We start from the raw sequence: 18,619 nt of genomic DNA on the forward strand, positions 1-18,619 counted from the left end.
GCCACCAGCGCCGCAACCGGTGGCATCCGAACCACCACTGCAGCCGGCGCCCGCCGCCGTCCAGACAGCCCAGCCCAAGCGGGCCACGCGGCGGCGCTGACCGCTGCCTCGCATCAAGGTCGCTCTTAAAAGTCTTTCTCAAAATAAGAGTCTTCCTAGATGCAGCCCGGTCGAATTCTCTGACAATCGGATTCCGTTGGCGGCACACACAGCATGCGGAAATCGCCCCCCGCTCGGCTCAACGCGTTTTGACTCACGCGTCGCACTCCGACCTGGGTATCACGCGTGCCCGCCGCCCGCCTTCCTGTCATTGAACACAACGCGCGTGCGGAACAATGCACGCCGTTCACCCTCGACCCTAGCGATGAGCACAGATTTCTCCCTCGATCGATTCGAATCCCAGATCCAGTCCCGTGACTACGACGCCGCGCACGAGGAGTTCTGCGCGCTGCTCAAAACGCTGTCCGAACAGCGCGGCACGCTCGGCAGCGAGCGCTTTGCCCGCAGCAGTCCGAACTCGCCCGGCGACGAAGCATCGCTGCGCACCTTGCAGCGCATCGCCGACGGCTTCACGGCGCTGTTTTCGGCGCCCGAGTACACGCTCGCCGCGGAAAAGATGAACATCATGTTCTGGGGGCGGCCGTGGATCAACATGATCTTCGCCGTGACGTCGTATGGATCGACCGATCACATCGTACGCACGTTGCTCGACACCGCGCGGCACAGCGACTCCGCCGCCACGCGCGACGCACTCACCCGCAAGCAACTCGTGCTCTACACGTCGGGCTCGCAATACGACATCGACTTCGCCGACCTCCACCGGTGCGACCCGGTGCTTGCGACAAGCCTCGGTATTTCGATCGTGAGCGCGGCCGTGCATATCTCGCCCGCCGCGCACGCGAAACGCGAACGGCTGCTCGACTGGCTGCCGGGCGCACTGGACACCATCGAAGACCTCGACGACCTGCCGACCGCCGCCGTGTGCGGCGCCTACATGCATTGCAGTTATTCGCTCTCGCCCGAGCGGCACGCGATCAAGCGCAGCATCAACAAGCTGGTTCGCAGGAAGCTGGATACGCTCGGACTGCTCGACCATGAGGCGAGCATCCCACGTACGCCGGCTATACAACGCGAGCCGGGCCGCAAGCCGGTGATGCTGGTGGTCCTCGAATGGTTCACGGGCGGCCACTCGATCTATCGCACCCACTCACGCACCATGCTCGCCGCGCGCCGCCGTTTCGAAGTCGTCGCGTTCGGCGAGGCGCAGCATGTGGACGAAACCGGGCGCGAGATTTTCGACCGCTTCGTCGAATTCGAGCATCCGGAATACATCGGCGACTGCATTCGCCAGATCCAGCAATTCGCCACACGCGAGCAGCCCGAGGTGCTCTATATGCCGAGCGTCGGCATGTTCTCGCATACGATCTTTCTGTCGAACCTGCGCGTCGCGCCGCTGCAGATCGCGGGTCTCGGCCATCCGGCTACGATGCACGCGGCGCATATGGACTATGTGAGCGTGGAAGAAGATTTCGTCGGCGACCCGGCGTGCTTCAGTGAAAAAATGCTGCGTCTGCCGAAGGACGGGCAACCGTACGTGCCGTCGAAACTGCTCACCGGGATCGTGCCGTCCGTTCCTGCGCGCGGCGACGTCGTCAATATCGGTGTGACCGCGAGTGCGATGAAGATCAATCCGCACTTTCTCGAAACCTGCAAGACGATCGTTGATACCGCTCGCGTGCCGGTCAAATTCCACTTCATGACATGCTGGAGCGAAAGCATCGATCTGGCGTACGTCAGAAAGTCGATTCACGCGACGTTGCCGGAACCGAGCGTGGACGTGTACGGCTCGCTCGACTACCCGACCTATCTGAAAGTGCTCAACACAATGGACATGTTCGTGAGCCCGTTCCCGTTCGGCAACACCAACGGTATCGTCGATTCGTTCACGATGGGCCTGCCCGGCGTCAACCTGTGCGGACGGGAAGTTTTCGAGCATATCGACAGCGGCCTCTTCGAACGCGCCGGACTGCCGTCATGGCTGACCACTCACTCGACCGGCGAGTACGTGCGTGCCGCCGCGCGGTTAGCCGAACAGCACGATGAGCGCGAAGCGCTGCGCCGGCGCCTGATCGACTCAAAAACCGTCGAGCGCATTTTCACGGGACGCCCCGAAGCGTTCGGTGAAGCCGTGTTGGCGTTGCTGAACGGTCTCGACGACAACTAGGAAGCTAACCTGCCTCGACTGACGGGCCGCGACGGAACACTTTCCGTCGCGGCCCGTTTCACATCCGGCAGGCCGAATTCAATACGCGAATTCAATACGCAACGTAAGGCCCGGTGCCGCCGGGCGTCGGCTGCTGCTCGACGGCGGCGTACACATTGCGGCCGTAAAAGAACGGCAGCCCCCAATCGAAGATCGTCGACCTGACGAACGCCGGTCCAGCCAGCAGCGGCAGCGCCGAGTTGCCGATATACGTCTGCGCGATCGCCGTGGCGTTGCCGACGCTGAAATTCACCGCGCTCGTGGTCCCGTTCACGCCTTTGATCATCGCGCTCAGTTGCTCGGTCGACACCGGGCAGTAGTACGAATTGTTCGGGCTCGCGCATACCGGCAACGCGCTGGTCTGGAAGAACAGGCCGGTCGAGCCGCTGTCCAGAATACTGCGCGAATACGTGATGCCGTTCTGCACCGTCGTGAAGGTTCCGTTCGAGGGACTCACGCCGATCACCTGCGCGCCGCCCAGCGTATTGTTGGTCTGCGTGCCGATGCCGAACACCAGTTGTCCGCTGACCGACTGCGCGGCGCCGGACACCGTCGGCAGGCTCAGCATCGAGCCGTTGTTGTCCGTCGCGAAGTAGGGAATCGGATTGGCGACCTGAAGTTCCTCGGCGAGCGGAATCGACGTGCACGTCGCGCCGTTGCAGCCGTAGTACGTGCCGGCCAGCGCCTGCTGCACGCAGTTCGCGCCGCAGTCGTGCTTGAACACGCCGATACCGAGAATGCCGTTGGCCTGCAGCGTGGCCGGCGTGTTGCGCGACGCGCCGAAGCTTGCGCAATCGGCCGGCAGCGCGGCGTAGTTCGGATCGATCACCTGGATCGGCAGCGCAGCGGCTTTTTCGCCGGCGATCTGCAGATCGGCGAGCTTTACCGCGCCCCACGTGTAGCCGTCGAAGAACTGCATGCATTCGGCGACCGGATTGCCCGAGGCGTCCTTCTGTTGCGGCAGCGTCATCAAGGCGGGCAACTGGGAGGCAAACAGGCGCACGCCCCACGATCCGGTATCGACCAGTACGTGGTCGATGGTCTGGCATTGGCTCGTGCCCGGCGCGCAAATCGTGATGCTGACGAACGGCATGTTCGGCACGTCGCTCACGCCGGAGTCGACCGTCACGCGCACGGCGTTCGCGGCGAGCACTTGCGATGACGGCGAGGTGTTGATCACGTTGGGACCGGCCGGGTTCGGACTGCCGGAGTTGGCCGTGCTGCCGGAACCGCCAGAGCCGCCTCCCCCGCCGCCGCAGGCACTGACGAGCAACGCGAGCAGCGCCGCGCACAGCAGGGTCTTGAACGAAGACGTATCACGCATGATCCGCTCCGTTATTGAATGACGCCGACATCGACGCCCACCGGCACCGCTTGCGGCAGATACGCATGGCCGGCGAACGCACGCAGATGCCCGCCCGAGTAGACCACCAGATCGCTGCTGGAAACCGCGAGCGGCGTACCGCGGCGCGTCGCGGTGGCGGCGACGTAGGTGTCGAACGACATCCCCAGCATGGATTTCAGATCGGGCAGCGTCGGACCTTCCCATGCGACGCCGAACACAATGCCGTTATGCGCGACGTACTCGCGCACCTGCGTGCCGGACGGCAGCGTCATCAGGTGGACTGAATACGCGCTTTGCGTAGTGGCCGTATGCGCCAGCGCGCGCAACTGGGACTGATCGCTCTCGACAGTACTGACGTTCTGGCCGAGCGTCGCGTGCGCGGCAAACGACAGCGCGCAGCTGGCCCCGAGCATTGCGCGAGCAATGCGGGAATAGAGCATCGGTTTCAAGAGAATTCCTTCGAGGTGAAACGCTCATGGCCACGCGGCGAGCCGGTCACGAACGGAAAACTAGGGGCGCGCCTCGCCGGTGGTGCCGTGCGGCATTCACACGGGTCAAGCTGCGTGAATGCGTCTACGGAGTGATGGCGCGAAACTTTAGGGATCGCGGCGACGCGCTGTAATCGTTTGCGAAACGATTTAAACCTTTGCGCCACGCGGGGACGTTTGAGCGCGTTTGATTTTTCGGGACCAGATCACCGATGGGCGCCGCTTGAGGGCATCTTTTCGCCTCGCTACTCGTTTAAAGCGAACGACGATGCACATTGCCGTTGCGTCGCGCATAAAAAAATTCACACGCGCGGCATTGCTGGATCGATGTAAGCGAACGCTGAAAAGATCGCGTCGCACGACCGTTTTCCTCTGACGATACGGGCGCCCAAAGGCTTTTTTGTCTGAACAGAAAACGGCGGCGCAGTGACTATTCGCAGCACAAAAAAATGCCGCGGATGACTCGAAGGTCAGCCGCGGCATCGGTTGTTCGAACGGCAACGCTGTCTGGCTCGATTCAAAGGTTTCGAGCCAGACGCGTCGTGTCCGCTACTTTTTCTGCTGCAAGAGCGACTTCAGCTCCTGAACATTCTCTTCTACGCGTTTTGCGATCACCGCATACGACTCGGCTTGCGTCTGATAGGCCGCTTGCGCCAACTGCTGCATATCGGCAAGCGACTTGTGCAAGCTCTGCTGGATCAACTCGGCGGCTTTGCCCGAAGGCGCGGCGCCACCGGCCGATAGCTGGCCTGTCAGCGACTGCAATTCGCTCAGGGTCGAGCGCAACATATCAGCCTGTTTCTGCGCGAGCGACTGCATCCCCTGGAAAGCCGTCTGATTCGCCTGAACCAGTGCTTCCATGTCCTTGCGTCGCGCTTCCATGATGGCGGGTACGTCGAAGCCGGGGAGCTTGAACTGCTCCAGCATTTTGGTGAAATCGCCAAACGGATTGGCGGCGTCAGGTCGGTCCATGCGAAATCCTCCTTAACGGTTGAGTACCCGCCGGCGGTGCATTGCCGCGTTGTGTTTCCGTGACGCATGCACCGGCGGCTTCGCGTGCGCCGCGCGTTCCGCAGAGGCTACGGGTTCTGGGGTCGGACGGCACATCGCTTCAATCATGCGCCATCCGGAAACAATGCGCCAGCGTACACACCCTGGCTCGTGCCGCACGTCATAAACGGCGCTTGCGGCGCGCGGGGGCCGCGCGGCAACTCCCGCTCGCATCTGCGACTGGAAGCGCTCCCGCCAGCACGTCGCGCGACCATTCGGCATGCTGCGTTGGCTGTCCCACATTGACGCTTCACTGACCACTGTTCATCTTCCGTCAGGTGATTAGGATATGAGCACTGCAACACTGGTGTCCTCGAGAAGAATGCGCTATCCGCTGAACATGGCAGTCGCCGCCGTCCTGCTGATTTTCGTCCTTGGTTGCATCATCAAGCTCGCCCTGAGCTGATGCCCGATACACAGGGAGCCGCACACGTCACTGTACGACTTCACCCCGCCTGCCGGCGCGGTCGATCCTCACCCGCACAGCCTCATTTTTCCTGACACGTCCCGATCGCTTGCGTAACGGGCGAAAGACCCGCGCGACGTCTCTTTCCGCCGTGACACAGGACGAAATAATTGTTGAATGGAGTTCGGCAAGCGACTTGCCCATACTTCGTTTCGCTGCCGGTGCGTACGAACAGAACGCATGAGATCAAGCGTGCTTCACGTGCGAGACGTTTCGCCGATGATCAACGATCCTACGGTTGCCCGATCATCGGCAGAACCGTTCGGCCATACCGGCACCGTGTGCCGACGACAGGATGAACATGTTGACTTCAGTGAAATTCCTCAAACAGAACGCCGGCCGTTTTGCCTGCATGGCGCTGGTCTGCGCCAGCGCGCTGCTGACCGGCTGCGCCGGCGGCAGCATCGAGAATGCAAGCGCGACGAGCGCGCCGGTCCAGGTGCGGCCGGACAATATTTATGTCTACACTTTCAGCGCCAGCCCGGACGAGGTCAAACTGGACGGCGGCATGATGCAGAAAGTGAAGACGCAACTCGAAGGTTCGTCCGCGGCGCAGAAGCAAGCCGCCGATGCCGCAGCAGTCCGCGAGCAGGTCGCCGATGAAATCGTGCATCAATTGCAATCAATGGGTCTGCGCGCCATCCGCTCGGACATTCCCGCGCCCGCCGATCAGAATGTGCTGCTCGTGCAAGGCAGCTTCGATACGATCGACTCGGGCAGTCGCCGCCGCCGCATACTGATCGGCCTCGGTGCGGGCAAGAGCGAGGTGCGCGGCTCGGTGCGGATTCTGTACAAGCCCGCGGGCGGCGCACCGCGACTGGTGCAAACGTTCAACGCCAGCGCGGACAGCGGCAAGGCCCCCGGGATGATCGAGACCGCGGGGGTAGGCGCCGCGGCCGGCAGTATCGCGACTTCGGCGGCGGCGGGTGGCGGCTTGCATGCCGTATCCGAAACTCAACACGCCGGTGTTTCAGCGGACGCGAAGCGTCTCGCCGACGCGGTAGCGAGGCAGATCGGCGAGATCGGCGTAAGCGGCGGCTGGCTCTCGACGCAACACACCCACGGTTGATGGCAAGTCACTGGTGTGGACTAAAAAAAGCGTAAACGGCGCGCGGCAAAGTGGACTCCAGAGTCGCTTGCCGCGCGGCTTTTTCAAGCCTTCGTATAGCGCAGCCACACCGCATCGTGCTCTGTTTTTTCAACGGACGTGAGCTTCAGATACGCGGGCGCCTGCCACTTCTCCATCGCCACTTCGAACGAAGAAGGGTGCGCGCTGCGGCCATCCACCAGCGGCAGGATCAACACGCTCACTTCGTCCACCAGACCGGCGTTCACGAACGCGCCGCTCACGTGCGAACCGCCCTCCACGATCAGCTTCTTCACGCCGAGTTCGCGCGCCAGCGTTTGCACCACCTTGTCGAGATCGATGCCGGTCTTGCCGCCGAACACGTACGACACACCGATCGATTGCAGATAGGCGAGGTAATCGTCGGCCACCTGCTCGGTCAGTACTTCGATTACGTGCGATTTGAGCGCCGTGTTGCTCTTCCATGCCACGCGACCTTGCGGATCGATCGAAATGGCGTATTGCTCCGCGTTGCGCTCGACGAAATGATCGGTGCGAGGCACCGCACCCCTGGCGAGCCCTGCCGGATAGTCCTTGCCGTGCGAAATCTCCTGCATGGTCACCCGTCCGCAGATCCAGCCGTCGGCTTCGAAGGTAGCGGCGGTGTTTTCGTACAGGTCCGACGCATAGTCGAGGTGCCAGCCGTCAGTCAGACTGCGGCCGTCGAGCGAGGACATCATATGCGCGACGATATAGGGTTTCATGCGTCAAGCCTCCATGTGCGGGTCAGTGAGAAGACTGTGCAGCAAATCGCGTTCCGCCAACGCGCCAATCATCGATACCGCGTCATCTCATCAACCGTCGGACCACGCAAAGGCCCGTGTGACACGCTGCCTACAGCGCTGAATCTGAGCGGTGACTGGCCGAGCGGCCGGCGAGTGGAAAAAGCGTGGCTGAGCGGCAGGCCGTACGCTCACGGAACGCCGCGGGCGCCATGCGCGAGCCGGCGCGCGTGGAATACGCGGCACCGGGGCGCTCGCGCGAAAACGGAGGACGAGATATGCCGCCTGCCCCGCACATGAATCGGCGGGACAAACGGCACATCGGCAACACACTGCAACAGACGTGAGGCGGAAACTTAAGCGACGGCGTAGCGTTCGAGCCAATGCGCGTAAGGCGCCGGCAACGTCCACGACGGACGCTCGATACCGAGCTTTTTCGCCGCATGGTACGGCCAGTGCGGATTGGCCAGATGCGCGCGGCCGACCATCACCAGATCCAGTTGCTCGCTCTTCACTGCCCCGTCCGCCAGTTCCGGCGTGTCGATGCCCCACGCCGACGAAACCGGGATGCCGGCTTCGCGGCGCACGCGCTGGGCGATCGGCGCGAGAAACGCCGGCGCCCACGGAATCGCCGCCTTCGGCGTGGAGAAACCCACGCTGACGCTCAGCATATCCAGCCCTTCACGCTTGAAATTCTTCGCCAGTTCGATCGATTCAACGAGGGTTTCCTCGTCGCGGCCGTCGTACTCGATCACGCCGAAACGCGCCGTCAACGGCAGATGCTCCGGCCACACCTTGCGCACCGCCGCCAGCGTTTCGAGCAGGAAGCGGCTGCGGTTTTCGAGACTGCCGCCGTAGGCGTCGTCACGCTGGTTCGAGTGCGTCGAGAAGAAGCTTTGGCCGAGATAGCCATGCGCAAAGTGCAGTTCGAGCCATTCGAAGCCGGCGTCACGCGCACGCTTCGCGGCAGCGACGAAGTCTTCGCGAACGCGCGCAATGTCGTCGAGCGTCATGGCTTTCGGCACTTTGGGCAGATTGGCGCCGAACGCGATTGCCGACGGTGCGATGGTTTGCCAGCCGCGGCTGTCGTCGTCGGCGATATGGTCGTCGCCTTCCCACGGACGGTTGGCGCTTGCCTTGCGGCCCGCGTGGCCGATCTGGATGCCCGGCACCGAGCCGGCAGCCTTGATCGACGCGACGACCGGCGCGAAAGCCTGCGCCTGCTCGTCGGTCCAGATGCCGGTGCAGCCCGGCGTGATACGGCCTTCGGGCGACACGGCCGTCGCCTCGACGATCACCAGCCCGGCGCCGCCGCGCGCCAGACCGGCCAGGTGCACGCGGTGCCAGTCGTTGATCAGGCCTTCTTCGGCGGAGTACTGGCACATGGGCGGAACGGCGATCCGGTTGCGCAAGGAAACGTCTTTGAGCTTGTAGGGCTGGAACAATGCGGACATCTGGCTAAACTCCTTTTAGACTGGCTTGTACGGTAGTTCGATAAACATCGAATAACGAAGTATCGCAGAAACCTTTATCATTTGCAGCATGCGTACTTATAACCACCCCGCCGCTGAGGACTTCACGCTCGGACGGCTCTTCCATGCCTTGAGCGACCCGGTCCGTCTGGAGATTGTCCGCCGGCTGTCGTCGGTCGATGAGGCCACCTGCGGCGAACTCGACGGCGGCCGCCCGAAGTCGAGCGTATCGCATCACTTCCGGATCCTGCGCGAGGCTGGCCTCGTGCGCACGCGCGTGGCCGGCACCGTGCATCAGAATTCACTGCGGCGCTCGGAACTGGACGCCCGGTTTCCGGGCTTGATGGAGGCGATTCTGAAGCAGATCGTCGCGGAACCGGCGTTGAACGAGCCGGCTTGACGCCTTTCGCTTGACCCGTTGTCATTGAAGCGGGTTTCCGGCGCGGCGCGAGTCGCGCCAGCCGGTGAGCCAGCCGGCGCCTCTGCCCGGCCCCGCCGAAACTCCCGGCAGGCAACCCGCGCGTCTTCCATGTGGCGCCGCTATTCGCGCCAGAACTTGCGCATCAGCGCGAGCAGCGCGGTTGGGGGCGTGCCTTTTTGACAATAGCCGTCGAAATTGTGACGTGCTTTGCCGGTTTCCCTGACGTGATCCTCATCGAGGGACGTGAACGCGACAATGCCCAGACTGTGCGTCGGCAGATAGCTGCGCAGGGCGCTTGCGGTTTCATAGCCGTCGCGCTCGGGCATCATGATGTCGAGCACCACCACATCCGGCACCCAGTCGCGCACGCAGCGCAGCGCCTGCTCGCAGCCATTGGCGGCGCGGGCCTCCACGCCTTCGTAGGAGAGATAGGTGGCGAGCGCTTCGGCGGCGCCGACGTTGTCGTCCACGACCAGGACGCGCGGTACTTCGTGCAATACCCGGATTTCGCGGGCGCTCCACCGTTGGCAAGTAGTCGGAGTTCGGGACATATGTAGCAGCTTGCGATAAGAACACCAGGGCTCAGCAAGCCCCGTACCATCAAAGGTCTCCTTGAGGGTCGATGCGAAGCGTCAGGATGCCGCGGATGCTGCGTCGGCCACCTCCCGCGCCGCGCCGCCATCGGCCGCGCAGGCGTGCCTGAGCGACGCCCCGAAACCCAGCCACAGCACCAGCGAACCGGTCGACACCGCGCCGAGCGCGATGAAGGCGGCGGGATAGCCGAAGCGGTGCGCAAGAATTCCGCCCAAAGCCGGACTCAACGCGGCGCCGGCGCCTTGCACGGTCATCACGATGCCCTGCCCCACGTTCACGCGTCCGCTGCCTTCAGCAACCGGACCACCAGCGCAGGCACCGCAACGCTCTGCAATCCCGCGCCGATGCCGTCGAGCGCTTGCACCGGCCACACACCCCACGCATGGATCACCCACGCGGCGATCAGCCCGCGCGTCGGCAGTGCGAGGAAGGTCAGCAGGATCACCCACCAGTAGCCGCGCCAGCGGATCAGCCGGCTTGCCAGCATCGCGGCCACGACCATCACGAGTTGTGCGATCACGATGGTCTGCGCGGTGAACGCGCTCGGATCTCCTTGATGGGCCGCGACGATCGCCAGGCCGTAGAGTGGCAACATGGCCGCGTTGCCAAGGTGAAACAGGCCGAGCGCGGCCGCGAGCAGCAGCAACGGACGGGATTGCAATAGCACGCGCAGGTCGCTCGCGGGCGGGTTGGCGGCGGCAGGGGCATCGTTAGTGTCCGAGCGCGCGTCGGCGCCCCGCGCGGCGTCGTGGTCGATCGCATCGCCCGGAATCGCCCACACGGCCACGATCGACAACAAGCCGAACAGCGCGCTCAGAACAAACACCGCGCCGAACCCGTAACGCCAGCCCAGCCAACCGGACAGCGCCGCCGCAACGACATTGCCGCCATGATTGGCCACCTGGTTGCGGCCGAATTGCCGGTCGAACCCGCGTTGCCTGACCATGCCGAGGGTGATGCCGGCCAGCGCCGGGCCGATCGCCGCGCCGGTGATCGCGGTCGCCACCTGGGACGCAGCCACCATCCAGTAGCCGTGCGACATCCAGAGCAGGCCGGAGGCGAGCATGGTCATCAGACCCGCGACCACGATCAGGCTGCGCTTATGCCGCGTCGCATCCACCAACGCGCCGGCCGGCGAAGTGGCAAGCATGCCGGCGATGCCGCCGATGGTCATGACCGTGCCGATCTGATCGGCGCCCCAGCCGCGCGCCTGCAGGAACACGCCGAGAAACGGTCCGATACCGGCTTGCACATCGGCCACGAAGAAATTGAGCGCCTCGAGCGCGCGCATGGCTTTCACGATGCACCCCGTGCGTCGAACGGCCCACGTGCGGCATGTTGCGAACGGATCGGGCGTAGCGACCGGATCATGCGGACGACTCCACTGGCAAGAAGTGCCGGGATGGCTGCCCGCCTCACGCAATTCATATGCCATTGGCGCGCGTGCCGTCGCGACTAAGCGGAACCGCCCGCGGCGACCCGGTCACCTGTCCGTTTCGTCGACAGACAGTGTCCAACCGCGCAACAGCCGGACAGCCCCCTTTGCTTCCAGCGATCGTCGATCCACCTGCCGCAAAGGGCGGGGCACGGGATGGATTCTTGCTGCCTTCCAGCTCAAATCCTTCCCGGCGCACTCATGACCTCCGTTCCCCGACGCTTATCGTTCGCCAGTCAAAGTCGTCATGCCGCTCTACGGACCGAAGGGAGAACTACGCGGCGCACTGCTGGAAGACGGCACCTCGCTGCGTATGCCGCCGCCGAACTCGTCGAGTATCTGACGCCGGGCGTACACGTGCAGGCGTGGGGGCGCGGCGTGAAGAACAAGGCCGGCTGTACGGTGGATGTTCACGACATCGCCGAACTGGTCGATGAGGCCGTTAGTCACGCACGCCGCTGAGAACGGCGTGCTGTTCGGGATGACTGCGATCCCGGCTTACGCAGCGCGGGCTCGCAGATCCACGCATCACGCATCACGCATCACGCATCACGCATCACGCATCACGCATCACGCATCACGCATCACGCATCACGGATGGTCGTACATCGCATTCCAGTCCGCTTTGGACACCGACGGATGACCCGCATCCGACGAACCGCTCGGCGTACCGCCGAAACCCGACGCGGCGTGACGCGCTGCCACCTTGGCTTCAGCAGCCTGAATGGCGGCCGGATAAGTCGGATCTTCGCCGCGGGCCGGGTTATAACCCGCCTGTTCCAGTTCGATCAGTTCGGCACGCACTTGCGCACGCGTGACAGGCTGGTTCGCCTGAGCGAACACGGCAACCGGCGCTGCAAGAGCAGCGGCAACCACAACGGCTTGAATAAGGGACTTCATGATGACTCTACCTCCAGATTTTGCTTTGTCCTGCTACGAGCAACCCTGTTCGTAACTCGGTAATGACAGTCTAGAAAGGTAGGCACTTGAGAATAAGTACCGCACGTGGGGAGGATTGTTGCCGAATGTGGGTAAACCGCTGACAGGCCGCCTGCAGCGCGGTATGCAGCGCTACCGACGCGGAAAAACACACAGATGCGTCTTCACATACAAATTCGGATTGCCGCAACGATGGCCCGCGTAGTCGATCTGCTCGCCCGGAGCAAGGTCCGTTAGAGGCGCCGTCGCTCGTGTCGGGCTCGACGCATTGGCGGAAGCCGGCGGTTTGCCGCTCACGCCGGCACATCCGGCGAGAGCCGTAACAATGGCAGCCGCGAGAGAAGACTTCAGCATGAATGCGCGCATGTTCGCCGCCCGGCAACTCGTGGATGGAGATGTCATCCTGCTCCACGCAGGCCGCTGCCAACCTCACGCCGAAATGACAAAAATCTCATGCAGATCGCCGCTTCGCCAAGGCCGCCGAACCTGACATTTTTCTCATCTCGCGGTCACGATTGCACACCGCCTGCGATCCATACTGGGCTCATGAATCGCCGACCGGCGGTCATTACGAAGGAGTTCTCAACATGAATGCTGCCAAACTCATCACACTGTCCATCGCCGCGCTGACGATGGTCGCTTCGGCCTCACAAGTTGCCCAGGCACAAGCAAAGTCCCGCGCGCAGGTGAACCAGGAACTCGTTCAGGCCCAGCATGACGGCGTGATTCCAAACAGCAAGACGCAATACCCGCCCAGTGCCGACAGGGTCGCCCGCAACAAGGAGTTGCACGCCATTGCGTGGCATGCCGGCGAAACGGCTCCGTCGATGGATCATCATGACAGCCTCGCGGCCCGATAACGGCACACGCCGCCGGGCGCAAGATCCCCGGCGGCCTATGTGTTTGCGTCTGTTGCTGGTGAACGCGGCGCCTCAATCCTTACGTACGGCGCCGCGAGTCATGGGCGTGCTTACGCCGTTAGCCGAACAATCGCGCCGGGGAAAACGCAGCCAGAAGCGGGTGCAGACATGAGGTCTGCTTTCGCATCCGCAATGCCCCGCGTGAATGTTCATGATCGACTTCACGATGGCGAGGCCAAGTCCCGTACCCGACGCCGAGGCCTGCCGCGAGGGATCGACACGATAAAACCGCTCGAATATGCGCTTGAGATGGTGAGCCTCGATGCCGGGCCCCGAATCCGATACGGTCAGCGTGGTTGAATTCGGTTCTTCCTTGCAGTCGATAGTAATGGTGCTGCCCTTTGGCGCCTGCACGAGCGCGTTCGAAAGCAGATTGCTCAGCGCGCGCTGAAAGAGAAGCAGATCGGCCTGCACCGTACCATGTCCCGTCACCTCGATCCTGACCTGCGCGTCTTCGGCCATCGGCTCGTAATAGCCGGCAACGCGTTCGGCCTCCGCGACCGCGTCGAGCGAACGCAAGGACAAGGCCGCGTCGGCCTGCTCCGAGCGCGCCAGGAACAGCATGTCCTCGATCATTCGCGAGAGGCGTTGATATTCGTCCACGCTCGATTCGATCACGTCGCGGTAGTCCTCCGCCGTTCGCGGCTGTGACAGCGCAACCTGCGCGGCGGCGAGCAGATTGGTCAGCGGCGTGCGCATGTCGTGTGCAAGATTGGAGGAGAACTGGCTCAGCCGGGTAAATGATTCATCGAGCCGCGCCAGCATGCCGTTAAAGGCATGCTCCAGTTCCTTCAGTTCACCTGTCGCATCGAGTTCGGGCAACGGCTGCGCAAGGCGGCTGGTCGACATCGCCTCCGCCTGGGCCGCCAGCCGGCGCAGCGGGAGCAAGCCCAGCGTGGCGATGCCATACGCAAACGCGGCGGCGAGAAGCACGCCGAACACTTCGATGATCACTGCGGTATAGGCTTGCGCCCGCAGCAGAGCCCGGTCGTTGGTTCCATCGTATTGAACGGCGGCCCGCACCGAGCGCCCGGTTGCTTCGTCGAGCGGCACCTGGGCGACGAGGTATCGAAGATTCGAGCCGACGCGCGTGAGACTCGCCGGCACCCGGCTCATGCGGCCGGCGAGAATCGGCCCGTAGGACTGGAACCCGGGTGTACTCAACAGGCGTTGACCCGCCGCATCGTAGACGGCGAGCGCCATATTCTGGTGTCCATGCAGCAGGTCGATCCACGTCTGCACGTCGCGGACAATCTCTTCGGTGTTCCGGCTCCCGGCCAGATGCGTCTGCAGCGCGGCCAGCGTACCGGACATGAGATCGGCCGAGGTGGACTCGAGGCGGCTTCGCAGCGCCTCGTGCAGCGCGAGGCCGCTCAGCGCGAGGATAGCCGACGTCGACAGAATGATCAGGACGGTCAGCCTCGCCTGCAGCGTTCGTGGGACCGCGCCTTTCATCAATTGCCGCCACCCCGGACTTCCAGCACATATCCCATGCCTCTCACCGTGTGAATCAGCTTGGGTTCGTAGGCGTCGTCGACCTTGGAGCGCAGTCTTCTGATTGCCGAATCCACGACATTCGTATCGCTATTGAAGTTCATATCCCACACCTGCGAGGCGATCGTCGCGCGCGGCAGGATTTCCCCTTCCTTGCGCATGAGCAGCCATAGTAGCGTGAACTCCTTCGCGGTCAGCAGGATCACATCGCCCTGGCGGGTCGCTTTGCGCCGCGTCAGATCCAGTTCGAGATCGGCGACCTTCAGCGACATGGATTCACGTGGCTTGCCGCGCCGGAGGATCGACCTGACGCGTGCGACCAGTTCGACAAAGTCGAACGGCTTCGCGAGATAGTCGTCGGCGCCGAGCTCCAGCCCTCTGACGCGGTCGCCCACGTCGTCGCGCGCGGTGAGAAACAGCACGGGCGTGGAGCGTGTGCGGCGGAGATTTTGCAGTAGCGTCCAGCCGTCCTGTCCCGGCAGCATCACGTCGAGGATCAGCAGGTCGTAGTCTTCCGTTTCCGCCTGGTGCTGACCCGTGACGCCGTCTTCCGCCCAATCGACGACGTACCCCGCCTCCGACAGGCCTTTGCGAAGATAGGCGCCGGTCTTCGGCTCGTCTTCCACTAACAGAATCCGCATGCAAAACGACCTCTAAAAAAAGCCAAGCCGGCGCAGTATCCGACCCGGCGACGCGTTCGCCAGCCGGCTCACGGCAACCGCGCGCCACGACGACGCGTGAGCGGCCCGGTAAAGCACAGGTAAAACCAGCAATGTCAGCGCCGTGGACGACAGGATCCCGCCGATCACCACCGTTGCCAGCGGGCGCTGCACCTCCGAACCGGTACCGGTTGCGAATGCCATTGGCAGAAACCCGAGCGACGCCACGAGCGCCGTCATGAGCACCGGCCGCAGCCGCGTCACGGCGCCCTCGCGAACGGCCGCGTCCAGCTCCGTGCCCTCTTCCCGCAGATTTCTGATGAAGGAAATCATGACAAGCCCGTTCAGCACCGCGACGCCCGAGAGTGCAATGAAACCGACGGCTGCGGTAATGGAAAGCGGAATGTCTCTCAACCAGAGCGACAGCACGCCGCCGCTCAATGCGAATGGAATACCGGTGAATACCAGCAAGCCATCTTTAGCATTATTAAACATGATGAAGAGCAGGACAAACACCATGAAGAGCGACAACGGCACCACCAGCTTGAGGCGCTCGCTCGCGCTTTGCAACTGCTCGAACTGTCCGCCCCACGACAGCCAGTAACCCGGCGGCACCTGCACGTCCTGACGTAACTGCTCGCGCGCGTCCGCCACGAACGATCCGACGTCACGCCCGCGGACATTCGCGCTCACGACGACGCGCCGTTTGCCGTCTTCGCGGCTGATCTGGTTAGGCCCCGGCGCGACTTCGACCGTGGCCAGCTCGGCGAGCGGCACATACGGCGCCTGAGCGACGGGCACGCCGCCGCTGCCCGCCCCAGCCAGCGGCGAAGCAAGCGGCAATGCGATCGGCAGCCGCTTGATCGCTTCGATGTCAGAGCGAAGTTCATCCGGCAACCGCACGACGATATCGAAGCGCCGGTCGCCCTGGAACAGCGTGCCGGCTTTCTGCCCGCCCACCGCGGCCGCGACCGTGTCCTGAATGTCGCCCACCGTCACGCCATAGCGCGCCAGTTTGTCGCGGTCCACGTTGATGGTGAGAACCGGCAAGCCGGTGGTTTGCTCCATCTTCACTTCGACAGCGCCCGGCACCTTCCGCAATGCCGCTGCGATCTTCTCGCCCGTGCCGTCGAGCACGGCCATGTCGTCGCCAAAGAGTTTCACCGCCACGTCGCTGCGCACGCCGGAGATCAATTCGTTGAACCGAAGTTGAATAGGTTGCGAGAATTCGTATGTATTGCCCGGCAACTCAGCCAGCACCGCTTCCATTTCCTCCACGAGTTTCTCGCGCGGTTTGTTCGGCTCCGGCCACTGGTCCGTCGGCTTGAGCATGATGTAGCCGTCGGACAGGTTGGGCGGCATAGGATCCGCCGCGATTTCCGCCGTGCCCGTACGCGCGAACACGCGGTCGATTTCAGGAAAGCGTTGCTTCAACGTTGTCTCAATGGACTTTTGCATGTCGACCGACTGGGAGAGGCTCGTGCCCGGAATGCGCAGCGCGGCGACGGCCAGATCTCCCTCGTTCAGACTCGGCACGAACTCGCTGCCAAGGCGCGCCGCCAGTCCCGTGGTCAACGTGACAATCACCGCCGCGCCGAGAAACACGCGTTTCGGGCGCGTCATGAAGGCGGCGAGCAGCGGCTCATAAAGCCGTCTTGCCCAGCTCATCAAGCGATTTTCCTTTTCTTCGACGCGCTTGCCGATAAACAGCGCAATAGCCGCAGGAATGAAGGTGACTGTCAACACCATCGCGGCGGCAAGCGCCATCACGACGGTGATCGCCATCGGGTGAAACATTTTCGCTTCGACGCCCGTGAGGGCGAAGATCGGCAGGTAGACCACCATGATGATCAGTTGACCGAATATCAGCGCGCGCCTCGCTTCCCGCGAGGCGCCGAACACTTCGGCGAAACGCTCCTCCCGGCGCAGCGGCCGGCCGGCGAGCGCCTGCGCATGAGCGAGCCGCCTGACGCAATTTTCGACGATCACCACCGCGCCGTCGACGATGATGCCGAAGTCAAGCGCGCCCAGACTCATGAGGTTGGCACTCACCTTCGCGTTGACCATGCCGGTGAACGTCATCAGCATGGACAGCGGAATCACGAGCGCCGTGATCAGCGCCGCGCGCATGTTGCCGAGAAAAAGAAACAGCACCACGACCACCAGTACCGCGCCTTCGAGCAGATTCTTCTTCACCGTCTGCACGGCCTTTTCAACCAGAACCGTGCGGTCGTACACGGGAATCGCGCGCACCCCGGGAGGCAGTGTGCGATTCACCTCGTCCATCCTGACGGAGACAGCCTTGGCGACCGTGCGGCTGTTTTCACCCATCAGCATGAACACGGTGCCGAGCACGACCTCTTCGCCGTTCGAGGTCGCGGCGCCCGTACGCAATTCACGGCCGATATCCACCTGCCCGATATCCTTGATGCGAACCGGCACGCCGCCCACGTTGGTCAGCACGACATTGGCAATGTCGTCGGCCGAGCGAGCCTGGCCGGGCACCCTCACGAGATACTGTTCGCCGCGTTTTTCGATGTAGCCGGCGCCGACATTGTCATTGTTGCGCTCGAGCGCGCGCACTGCGTCCGCCAGCGTCAAGCCGTAAGACATGAGCTTGGCGGGATTCGGCGCAACCCGGAACTCCTTCACGAAACCGCCGATGGAATTCACCTCGGTGACACCCGGCACATTGCGAAGCTGGGGCTTGACGACCCAGTCCTGAAGTTCGCGCAGATCCATCGGCGTGTAACGTGTTCCGTCCGGCTTGACGGCCGACGCGTCGGCTTCCACCGTCCACAGGTAAATCTCGCCAAGACCCGTAGAAGTCGGGCCCATTGCCGGCGTGGTGCCGGGCGGCAGCTTGTCCTTGGCCTCCTGAATCCTTTCGTTGACGAGCTGGCGTGCGAAGTAGATGTCGGTGCCGTCCTTGAAGATCACCGTGACCTGAGACAGGCCATAGCGGGAGATGGAACGCGTCTGCGCCAGATCGGGAAGACCGGCCATCGCCGTCTCCACCGGGTATGTGATGCGCTGCTCGGCTTCGAGCGGCGAATAGCCCGGCGCGGACGTATTGATCTGAACCTGGACATTGGTGATGTCAGGCACGGCGTCGATGGGCAGCTTCTGATAGCTGGTCACGCCCACGGCCGCAACCGCGGCAATGGCCAGCATGACTAGCCAGCGGTGCGCGATGGCGAAGCGTATCAGTCTCTCGAACATTGA

Annotated in this window: 14 protein-coding genes and 2 pseudogenes; 5 read left to right on the top strand and 11 right to left on the bottom strand. The window is 63.2% G+C overall.

Going from position 1 to position 18,619, the window contains the following annotated elements:
* The first annotated feature begins 364 nt into the window (after positions 1-364).
* On the top strand, positions 365-2,224 hold the full coding sequence (locus NE850_RS21570) for an adhesin (protein WP_165189097.1): 1,860 nt from the start codon (positions 365-367) through the stop codon (positions 2,222-2,224).
* Positions 2,225-2,315: 91 nt separating this feature from the next.
* Here the strand turns inward: NE850_RS21570 and NE850_RS21575 are convergent, their stop codons facing one another.
* From NE850_RS21575 to NE850_RS21585, 3 genes are all read right to left on the bottom strand, one after another.
* Positions 2,316-3,587, bottom strand: a complete 1,272-nt coding sequence (locus tag NE850_RS21575) for a DUF3443 domain-containing protein (RefSeq protein ID WP_310699388.1) — start codon at positions 3,585-3,587, stop codon at positions 2,316-2,318.
* Between the two features lie 11 nt (positions 3,588-3,598).
* Positions 3,599-4,048 (bottom strand): DUF2844 domain-containing protein, encoded by a 450-nt coding sequence (locus NE850_RS21580; protein ID WP_084747688.1) that lies wholly within the window; start codon positions 4,046-4,048, stop codon positions 3,599-3,601.
* Positions 4,049-4,645: 597 nt separating this feature from the next.
* Positions 4,646-5,068, bottom strand: a complete 423-nt coding sequence (locus NE850_RS21585; protein ID WP_007178010.1) for a phasin family protein — start codon at positions 5,066-5,068, stop codon at positions 4,646-4,648.
* 845 nt (positions 5,069-5,913) lie between these two features.
* Between NE850_RS21585 and NE850_RS21590 the strand changes: the two genes are divergently transcribed.
* Positions 5,914-6,681 (top strand): DUF4410 domain-containing protein, encoded by a 768-nt coding sequence (locus NE850_RS21590; RefSeq protein ID WP_007178012.1) that lies wholly within the window; start codon positions 5,914-5,916, stop codon positions 6,679-6,681.
* An 83-nt stretch (positions 6,682-6,764) separates the two neighbouring features.
* Here the strand turns inward: NE850_RS21590 and NE850_RS21595 are convergent, their stop codons facing one another.
* Positions 6,765-7,442 (bottom strand): dihydrofolate reductase family protein, encoded by a 678-nt coding sequence (locus NE850_RS21595; protein WP_007178013.1) that lies wholly within the window; start codon positions 7,440-7,442, stop codon positions 6,765-6,767.
* Positions 7,443-7,816: 374 nt separating this feature from the next.
* Complete coding sequence (locus NE850_RS21600; RefSeq protein ID WP_007178014.1) at positions 7,817-8,914, bottom strand: NADH:flavin oxidoreductase/NADH oxidase; 1,098 nt, start codon at positions 8,912-8,914, stop codon at positions 7,817-7,819.
* Between the two features lie 88 nt (positions 8,915-9,002).
* Here NE850_RS21600 and NE850_RS21605 point away from each other — a divergent pair, with 88 nt between their 5' ends.
* On the top strand, positions 9,003-9,332 hold the full coding sequence (locus NE850_RS21605; RefSeq protein ID WP_007178015.1) for a helix-turn-helix transcriptional regulator: 330 nt from the start codon (positions 9,003-9,005) through the stop codon (positions 9,330-9,332).
* 140 nt (positions 9,333-9,472) lie between these two features.
* On the opposite strand, the gene NE850_RS21610 is transcribed toward NE850_RS21605, so the two are convergent.
* Both NE850_RS21610 and NE850_RS21615 read right to left on the bottom strand, forming a co-directional pair.
* On the bottom strand, positions 9,473-9,904 hold the full coding sequence (locus NE850_RS21610) for a response regulator (RefSeq protein ID WP_007178016.1): 432 nt from the start codon (positions 9,902-9,904) through the stop codon (positions 9,473-9,475).
* An 81-nt stretch (positions 9,905-9,985) separates the two neighbouring features.
* Positions 9,986-11,238 (bottom strand): annotated as a pseudogene (locus NE850_RS21615) (MFS transporter).
* 382 nt (positions 11,239-11,620) lie between these two features.
* Here NE850_RS21615 and NE850_RS21620 point away from each other — a divergent pair.
* Positions 11,621-11,844, top strand: a pseudogene (locus NE850_RS21620) (hypothetical protein); the annotation flags it as partial.
* Positions 11,845-11,973: 129 nt separating this feature from the next.
* On the opposite strand, the gene NE850_RS21625 reads toward NE850_RS21620, so the two are convergent.
* Positions 11,974-12,282 (bottom strand): DUF4148 domain-containing protein, encoded by a 309-nt coding sequence (locus NE850_RS21625; RefSeq protein WP_310699389.1) that lies wholly within the window; start codon positions 12,280-12,282, stop codon positions 11,974-11,976.
* 626 nt (positions 12,283-12,908) lie between these two features.
* Here NE850_RS21625 and NE850_RS21630 point away from each other — a divergent pair.
* Positions 12,909-13,181 (top strand): DUF4148 domain-containing protein, encoded by a 273-nt coding sequence (locus NE850_RS21630; protein WP_007178020.1) that lies wholly within the window; start codon positions 12,909-12,911, stop codon positions 13,179-13,181.
* A gap of 72 nt (positions 13,182-13,253) precedes the next feature.
* On the opposite strand, the gene NE850_RS21635 is transcribed toward NE850_RS21630, so the two are convergent.
* From NE850_RS21635 to NE850_RS21645, 3 genes are read right to left on the bottom strand one after another with little or no spacing between them, the layout of a single operon-like run.
* Positions 13,254-14,696: a heavy metal sensor histidine kinase gene (locus NE850_RS21635; protein ID WP_007178021.1), complete on the bottom strand. Its 1,443-nt coding sequence runs from the start codon at positions 14,694-14,696 to the stop codon at positions 13,254-13,256.
* Positions 14,696-15,376, bottom strand: a complete 681-nt coding sequence (irlR, locus tag NE850_RS21640; protein ID WP_007178022.1) for a heavy metal response regulator transcription factor IrlR — start codon at positions 15,374-15,376, stop codon at positions 14,696-14,698. Before irlR ends, NE850_RS21635 begins: the two co-directional genes overlap by 1 nt.
* Positions 15,377-15,388: 12 nt before the next feature.
* Positions 15,389-18,616, bottom strand: coding sequence for an efflux RND transporter permease subunit (locus NE850_RS21645; RefSeq protein ID WP_007178023.1), 3,228 nt, complete (start codon positions 18,614-18,616; stop codon positions 15,389-15,391).
* Positions 18,617-18,619: the final 3 nt, after the last annotated feature.

It is taken from the genome of Paraburkholderia sp. USG1, assembly GCF_031570135.1.
Lineage (GTDB): Bacteria > Pseudomonadota > Gammaproteobacteria > Burkholderiales > Burkholderiaceae > Paraburkholderia > Paraburkholderia dioscoreae.